Source organism: Edaphovirga cremea (assembly GCF_003332275.1).
In the GTDB taxonomy this organism is placed as follows: Bacteria; Pseudomonadota; Gammaproteobacteria; order Enterobacterales; family Enterobacteriaceae; genus Edaphovirga; species Edaphovirga cremea.
Genome location: NZ_QOVA01000053.1, coordinates 1 through 6893 on the forward strand (window position 1 = coordinate 1; position 6893 = coordinate 6893).

Annotated in this window: 5 protein-coding genes and 2 pseudogenes; 5 read left to right on the plus strand and 2 right to left on the minus strand. The window is 45.1% G+C overall.

Annotated features, from left to right (window positions below; translation table 11 throughout):
* Window positions 1–1252: 1252 nt before the first annotated feature.
* Complete coding sequence (locus DRI82_RS23495) at window positions 1253–1672, plus strand: FimD/PapC C-terminal domain-containing protein (protein ID WP_245956923.1); 420 nt, start codon at window positions 1253–1255, stop codon at window positions 1670–1672.
* A gap of 50 nt (window positions 1673–1722) precedes the next feature.
* Window positions 1723–2892, plus strand: coding sequence for a fimbrial protein (locus DRI82_RS23500; protein WP_114196304.1), 1170 nt, complete (start codon window positions 1723–1725; stop codon window positions 2890–2892).
* A 612-nt stretch (window positions 2893–3504) separates the two neighbouring features.
* On the opposite strand, the gene DRI82_RS23505 is transcribed toward DRI82_RS23500, so the two are convergent.
* On the minus strand, window positions 3505–4164 hold the full coding sequence (locus DRI82_RS23505) for a helix-turn-helix transcriptional regulator (protein ID WP_114196305.1): 660 nt from the start codon (window positions 4162–4164) through the stop codon (window positions 3505–3507).
* Window positions 4165–4676: 512 nt separating this feature from the next.
* On the opposite strand from DRI82_RS23505, the pseudogene DRI82_RS24475 reads away from it, so the two are divergent.
* The 3 genes and pseudogenes from DRI82_RS24475 to DRI82_RS23515 all read left to right on the plus strand — a co-directional run.
* Window positions 4677–5155, plus strand: a pseudogene (locus tag DRI82_RS24475) (IS6 family transposase); the annotation flags it as partial.
* A gap of 42 nt (window positions 5156–5197) precedes the next feature.
* Window positions 5198–5536, plus strand: a complete 339-nt coding sequence (locus DRI82_RS23510) for a fimbrial protein (protein WP_245956924.1) — start codon at window positions 5198–5200, stop codon at window positions 5534–5536.
* Window positions 5537–5561: 25 nt separating this feature from the next.
* Window positions 5562–5717 (plus strand): annotated as a pseudogene (locus tag DRI82_RS23515) (fimbria/pilus outer membrane usher protein); the annotation flags it as partial.
* A 462-nt stretch (window positions 5718–6179) separates the two neighbouring features.
* Here DRI82_RS23515 and DRI82_RS23525 read toward each other — a convergent pair.
* Window positions 6180–6893: IS110 family RNA-guided transposase (locus DRI82_RS23525; protein ID WP_114196309.1), on the minus strand; the 714-nt coding region annotated here is incomplete at its 5' end.

A 6893-nucleotide genomic window follows, 5' to 3' on the forward strand; every position in this document is an offset into this window, starting at 1 on the left:
ATTGTCGGTGATGTTACCGTTGAACGTGATGGTGCCGGTTGACGCGGCATTAGCGAAAGAGGAAACGCCCATCAGCAGGGCAATTGAAGCAACTAAAGCTGACTTTTTCATGGAAAAAAATAATCCTTTAATGATTGTGAAAGGGAGCCAGAACTTGACTTTCGGCATCCCTGCACCGATGTAATTCATCGATTTTCTTAGCTTTTCTTTTTACGTCTACAGCAAGCTACAGCCGAGTGAGTGACTGGAAAAAATCCATGGTCACTTCCATTCAGTGTGTCCAAACCGCGGTGATAATCGCCAAGATAGGAATAATATTACTGGTAAGAATTTCCTTGTGTCAAAATCCTACTCCCCGCCATTGCACGCTTTATTTTTTTCTTTATATTCAGGCAGCTAAATTAATATCCAGCTATAATCTCGTCTTATTCCTAATTAAATAGGTAATTTTGCAATAGTTTTTAATTCTGTAAAATTAATAAAAACAAGCATTTAATTATATTAAATAAGTAAAGTAAAGAATAACAACCCAATTAGACAGTAAAAAAATACGTTTAATCCATTTAATTGATTTAGACACTAAAAATACTAAAAACAGTAAGTTTACGAAAGTCAATTTCAATCAGGTTGTTAAAAAGATTGACTTTACCTTCATGCAATATTATGAATTCAAGAATTCCACCTCATAATTAAAAGTGTATAAACTTCATTTTCCCACCTCTGAATCGCCACTGACTATTTGCAACAGTGCCAGTTAACTTCATCTGTTTTTTTGCAATAAGCCCTTTCACTCGGACAATAATTTGTTATCATGGAAAGCTTCAACATAGTTAAAAATTATTCCTTTTCACTAGGAATTCTATTTCAATTAGTTTGCTCATCTAAGAATTTATCTTAAAGTAAAATATGGCTAATTGATAAAATTTCCATATTTAATATCGACATATTCAGATTAAAACAAATAAAATTCACCAATCAGTAACCTCCTGACTTGCAGACAGTAACATGCCTTAATGCAAGCAAATCCATTATTAATCAAATGCGTGCTTTAATTATCCTCTAATATTTATAAGGATTTAAATTTATCGAGAGGCATTTATGTTGAAGTTTGAGCTTCATAAATCTGCTTCATGGCATCGACGACAAATTGCTTGTTACGCAAAAAAGCAATAAACCTAGAATGGCGCAAGCCTGACATTCCTTGTATTTGATTATTTTTTAAATGTACATGTCTTTCTAATAAATCCTTGCAGTGCCGTACTTGAACCCGTATGAGTTGAACGAAATCATTATCGACCCCAAAGGGTTGCCGTATGAGGTGGAGCTGCAGAGCACCAGTCAGAAAGTGGCCCCTTACGCCGGGGCAGTGGTACACCTGAAGTACGATACCCAACAGGGTTATCCGCTGCTTATTACCACAACGTTAAGTGATGGCAGTCCGGTGCCGTTCGGTGCCAACGTGTTCGACAGCAAAGGCAACAACGTGGGGATGGTCGGGCAGATGGGGCAAATCTATGCCCGGGTGGAAAAAGAGCGGGATCAACTTAGTTTGAAGTGGGGTCAGGACGGGGCGCAGCAGTGCAGCGTGTCCTACCTGATGCCGCCGCAGCCGAAAGGCAAGCGTATGGAGTCACCCATGCGCTTTACGTCGGTATGTGGAGGCAAAGCATGAAGTCATCAGACATAGCAGGGATGGTACACAACTGCACCAGAGGGCAAAGAATGAAGAGAATAAAACAGGCTGCTACCGGGTTGCTTTTACTCATGGCCGCCACTGAAACCACGTGGGCTGCGATTGTCTGTTCACCGATTAATGGTTCACCCCGTACCGATACCGTACAACTGAGTCCGCCGAATATTTCAGCGGGTGCGGATATTCCCGTGGGGACGGTGATTTATCAGGGGCGCTGGTATAGCGGTAGTACCGGTAGCAGCGTCATAAACTGTACATCACCTGTGGATACCTGGTTTTGGCTCAATCTGGCATGGGGTGTTGAAAGTGCACCTCTGGCACTTTCCACATGGACAGCTAGTCCATTTGGTGGCGCGGTGTACCAGACCGGTATTCAAGGCGTAGGTATTGCAATTTCCCGCAGCAATAATGGTGATGCAGCAATACTGGGCCGACTGAATTATGCATACGCTACCGATTTTCAGAGACAGATAACCTCGGGGAGTTATCGGCCTTATATGAACGATACCAACATCTATGTCTCACTGATTAAAATCGGCACTATTAATCCCGGAAGCTACACCCTTGACGCATCGAAACTGCCCACCGCCAATATAATTATTACTAATCCGCTGACTCACGAGACAACACCTGGGTTACCCATTAAGACGAATGTAGTCAGGTTTCAGGGACAACTAAAGGTATCTACCCAGACCTGTAAAACGCCGGATGTGAATGTTGACATGGGAAGTTATGAGAAGCGGCAATATTTTACCGGAATCGACTCCACGACCCCGTGGGTGGATGCGTCAATCGTGTTGACGGGTTGCCCCGCCTTCCATGGTTTTTATAATGCTGCTAACAGTACGCTCATGTTTGATTACAGTACGGGCACAGGACTGGTCGCGAATTCTACCAGCAACAGCGTCGGCGTAAGATTAACCCCCTCAACGTCGGTCATTGATTCGCCAAGAGGGGTTATGTCCACGGATAAATCTTCCTCTGGTTCCGCCTTGGGTGTTGGTATTCAATGGGGGTGGGGGAGTACCAGCGGTAGCCCCGCATTATTTGACTTTGCGACAGAAAAACTGTTTCAGCTCCCGAAAGATGGCCGCACGGAAATCAAGATCCCTCTGGCAGCCTGTTATATCCAGACAGACGTTATGGTGACACCGGGAACGGCTGACGGCAAAGCCGTGTTCCTGATCAATTATTATTAGTCGCAGAGAAGCATGGGGGGCAGGGCTACACCTTAATGTCAGTATTGAAGTGGATTGCAAGGAATAATATTTTTATTATTCATGAGGTTATTGAATGCCACAACCTCTAGATATTCTAAGGTGTGATAATTCAAAACATCTGGGTGCGATAATCAGTAGGTATAATTTATCCTGCTGATTATTGCAATGGCATAGGCACAGTTGCAAATAGCCAGTGATGATAAAATGAGCGATTTTTTAGCTGAAAGAACCGTGCATTATACCTTTCAAAGCAGCAACAAACTTATCGACGTGGATGAACTTATCGCAAACCTGAGATAAGAGTGACGGAAAAATTTGGGGTTCCGGCTTAGACCCTCAAGTCCTTTTCATTCGTTAAGAAGGTAATCCATTGTTTAAATTGTAAATACGCTAGCGGTCGCGTCAGAAAGTCAATGGTCATATTTGCAGAGAATCACCGCATGTAATTCGTCGGGATTTTCGCGGTCGATAACCTTCAGGGAGATGTCAAGAATACCGTTATCGGGATCTCCTAGATAATGTCCCATTGCCCACAACCAGTTGAGTACACCACCAACATCTTCACTTCTCATCCTGAAAACTGACGATCTGCTACTTGTTTCTAATAGAACCGCTGAACGCCTCGTTTATTACTTTTCTGTAATATTTATTCATTATCAGGGGATGCAGCGATCGGATGCTCAATTTTTTAAGCGCTGAATGTTTGTGAGCACTGACCGTCGAGTGACTGAGTTGCAGGTCTATAGCAATACCAGCCGCTTTTTCCCCATCCAGAAGTCGCCGCAGCACGGTGGTTTCCCGCTGGGAAAGTGCGGGTATGGTTACTTTACCGGGTTTATACGCCTCATTAATTGTCTCGATACCTGAAATCAAATGAGTTTCTAGTATCGCCAGTGAGTGTGATGTATCTAGGGCAGCACTGATATTGTTAAGTTTAGATAAGTAGCGAGCCATCACTCCAGTAGATATCACATCAGCAATCAGTAATATTTTGGCATCAGGATGCCCTGTTGGTAAAAATTCACCGAAAAAACTTAAGCTAGTCACGGGATCATCAACCGCACTGCTGAGGGTCACGATAATAATATCGACGTCAAAAAACCTTATTAATCGACTTCCATACTGGTCAAGGTGACTAATGCTGGCAACAATTTTATATTTGTCTGAAAATTTTTTATTTAAGAGGAGCTCCTCAATCCCCTTGCGGGTATAAAGACATGGGCATTGAATTACTATTTTTTTCTGAGCCACGGTTCCCTCCTGGAGCCGATAGATAAAAGAGTTATTATTCTATTAAGATAATAAAATTCATACCTTGGGCGTAATAAGAAAATTCAGAGTATCAAAATGCAGGCACTGTTGCAAATAGGATCCCGAATTGACTTTTCCTCTTTTAAAGGAAGCTTAAAGACCAAAAACTCTATTCACCCAGCGGTATACATATATTACCGAAAAAAACCGCTTGAGGAGAAGCGGGTTCAAGATCGCATGGTTTTATTCCGCCAGTTACAGTCAGGTAACCACATTGCGATTAAGAACATTCCTACGACAGATGCGTTTGTACCAACCCCTCCATCACTATAAAAAGAGTGGGAAGCGCAAGCCCTGTAACTGGGTAGATCTACTCAACTCAGACCCCACATAAGCGACTCAGAACATTAAAAGATGTCACATAAACCGTAACTTAAAACCAGACAGTTATGGCACTGTTGCAAATAGTCAGTGGTGTAAACTGAACGCTCTTTTAGCTGAAGGAACAGCCCGTGAATCCTTTCCATGGCAGGCATTTTCAGGGCGAGATCATCCTTTGGGCTGTTCGCTGGTATTGTAAATACGGCATCAGTTATCGCGAACTCTAGGAAATGCTCGCCGAACGCGGCGTCAATGTCGATCACACCACGATTTATCGTTGAGTTCAGCCCTATGCCCCTGAAATAGAAAAACGCCTGCGCGGGTACTGGCGTAATCCTTCTGATCTTAGTCCCTCGCACATTGACGAAACATACGTGAAGGTTAACGGGTGCTGGGCTTATCTGTACCGTGCCGTTGACAGCAGGGGCTGCACTATCGATTTTTATCTCTCCCCCACCGCAATACAAAGGCAGCTTATCGCTTTCTTGGAAAAATCCTCAACAACGTGAAGCGCTGGCAAATTCCGCGTTTTATCAACACGGACAAAGCGCCAACATATGGACGTGCGCTGGCATTGCTGAAGCAGGAGGGAAAATGCCCGCCAGATGTCGCAGTCCCGCTCGGGGACGTGCAGGCAAACCAGTTTAGCGGGGTGGGCAGTACGCTGGGAACCAGGAGCTTTAATCTGGGCCTGAATTGCGATGCCGGCACCCGGGTTAATGTTTCGATGTCAGGAGTGCAGAATACCGATACCAGTAATACCAGCGTGCTGGCTCTCACCGGCGCGGGTAACGCCGACGTGGCCAAAGGTGTGGGGGCACAGATTTTATACAACAATACCCCAATGAACATTGGCGAAAACCTCTTGTTAAAAACCTCGGCAGGCGGCATGGAAACATTGGGCTTTCAGGCGCGCTATTACCAGACCTTGCAGAAAGTGATGCCGGGCAAGGCGAATGCCACGGCAACGCTGAACATTTCTTACGAGTAGCAGTGGCTGTTTCTCCTTAGTACGCGACATTGTCAGAAGAAACGCACAAGTCACCATTCGTCAGAAAGGATACGTTATTTATCAGAGCCCTATTCCGGCAAATGCCTTTCAGATTCTTCTCACTACGCTGCCTGAATTGAAATATACATATTTGCTCCCCCAGGAATGCCTATTTTCATGAGGATGCCACGTGCACGAACAATCTCAATGCACAAGTATCGATATGTCAGTTGAGGACATAACGTAAATCACTGCCCCATCGAACGCCCCGATAACGACGCCTGAATTGATCCAGGGGCAAGGCCAATCATCGTCACACCACCTTAGGATATTTGTCGCTGTGCCAGTCCCCGTGGATACTGGGGTCCGCTTGGAAAATGGAATCTATGGTCACTCCCGTTTTTGCAACACTGATTTTGAAGATATCGTTGGCTTACTTGAATCTATCCGGCGTCTGAATGAGCTTAATTGCCCGCGCCTCGATGAGTTCCGCGCCTGATGAACCTCTAGAAAATATACGGCTTCAGATGAGCCTTTCCGTTTTACAGGTTCCTCAACAGGCCGGTTGGCCGTTCGTATCATCAATAATCAGTATTCGCAAAACCAGATAAGTGGCTGTTTAAAATCATTATTCTTGTTGACTTTACGCATGGAACGTCTGTTGTCGTGCCGTCAGTGCCCAGGCTATTCTGGCCAGCTTGTTTGCCAGAGCACAGGTCACGACAAAATTACTTTTTCGGCACAACAACTCCCTGACCCAGTCGGCCAGCTTGCCAGACTGGTGTTCCAGTTTTTGTATAAAAACTCTGGCACACTGAACCAGCAAGGTTCGGATCTTTTTGTTGCCTCGCTTGCTGATCCCCAGCAACATCGTCCGGCCGCCCGTGCTGTACTGACGTGGTGCCAGTCCTGTTGCTGCCGCAAAATCACGGCTGCTGGCGTATTGTTTGCCGTCACCAAGCTCAGTGGAAATGGTACGGGCTGTCAGCGTTCCCACACAGGGGATCGTCAGTAAACGCTGCCCAACCTCATCCTCGTTTAACTTTCGCTTCAACTGAGCTTCCAAATCGTTTATCTGCTCAACAAGATAATGATAATGCCGCTGCAATTTCAGCAATAACTGGTTGAGATAAAAAGGTAATTTGTTGTCTTCAAGGATCGTGCTTAGCCGACTGATAGCCGCAGCACCTCGAGGAACGCTGACGCCAAACTCCAGCAGAAAAGCATGCATTTGATTGGTCGTTTTGACCTTATCCTGCACCAGAGACTCACGAACCCGATGCAGAGCCCGCATGGCCTGTTGAGACTCCGTTCTAGGCTGAACGAAGCGCATTGATGGACGTGATGCAGCCTCACA

Coding starts and splice junctions, on each gene's coding strand:
- DRI82_RS23500 (WP_114196304.1), top strand. CDS start 1,723: ATGAAGAGAATAAAACAGGCTGCTACCGGGTTGCTTTTACTCATGGCC.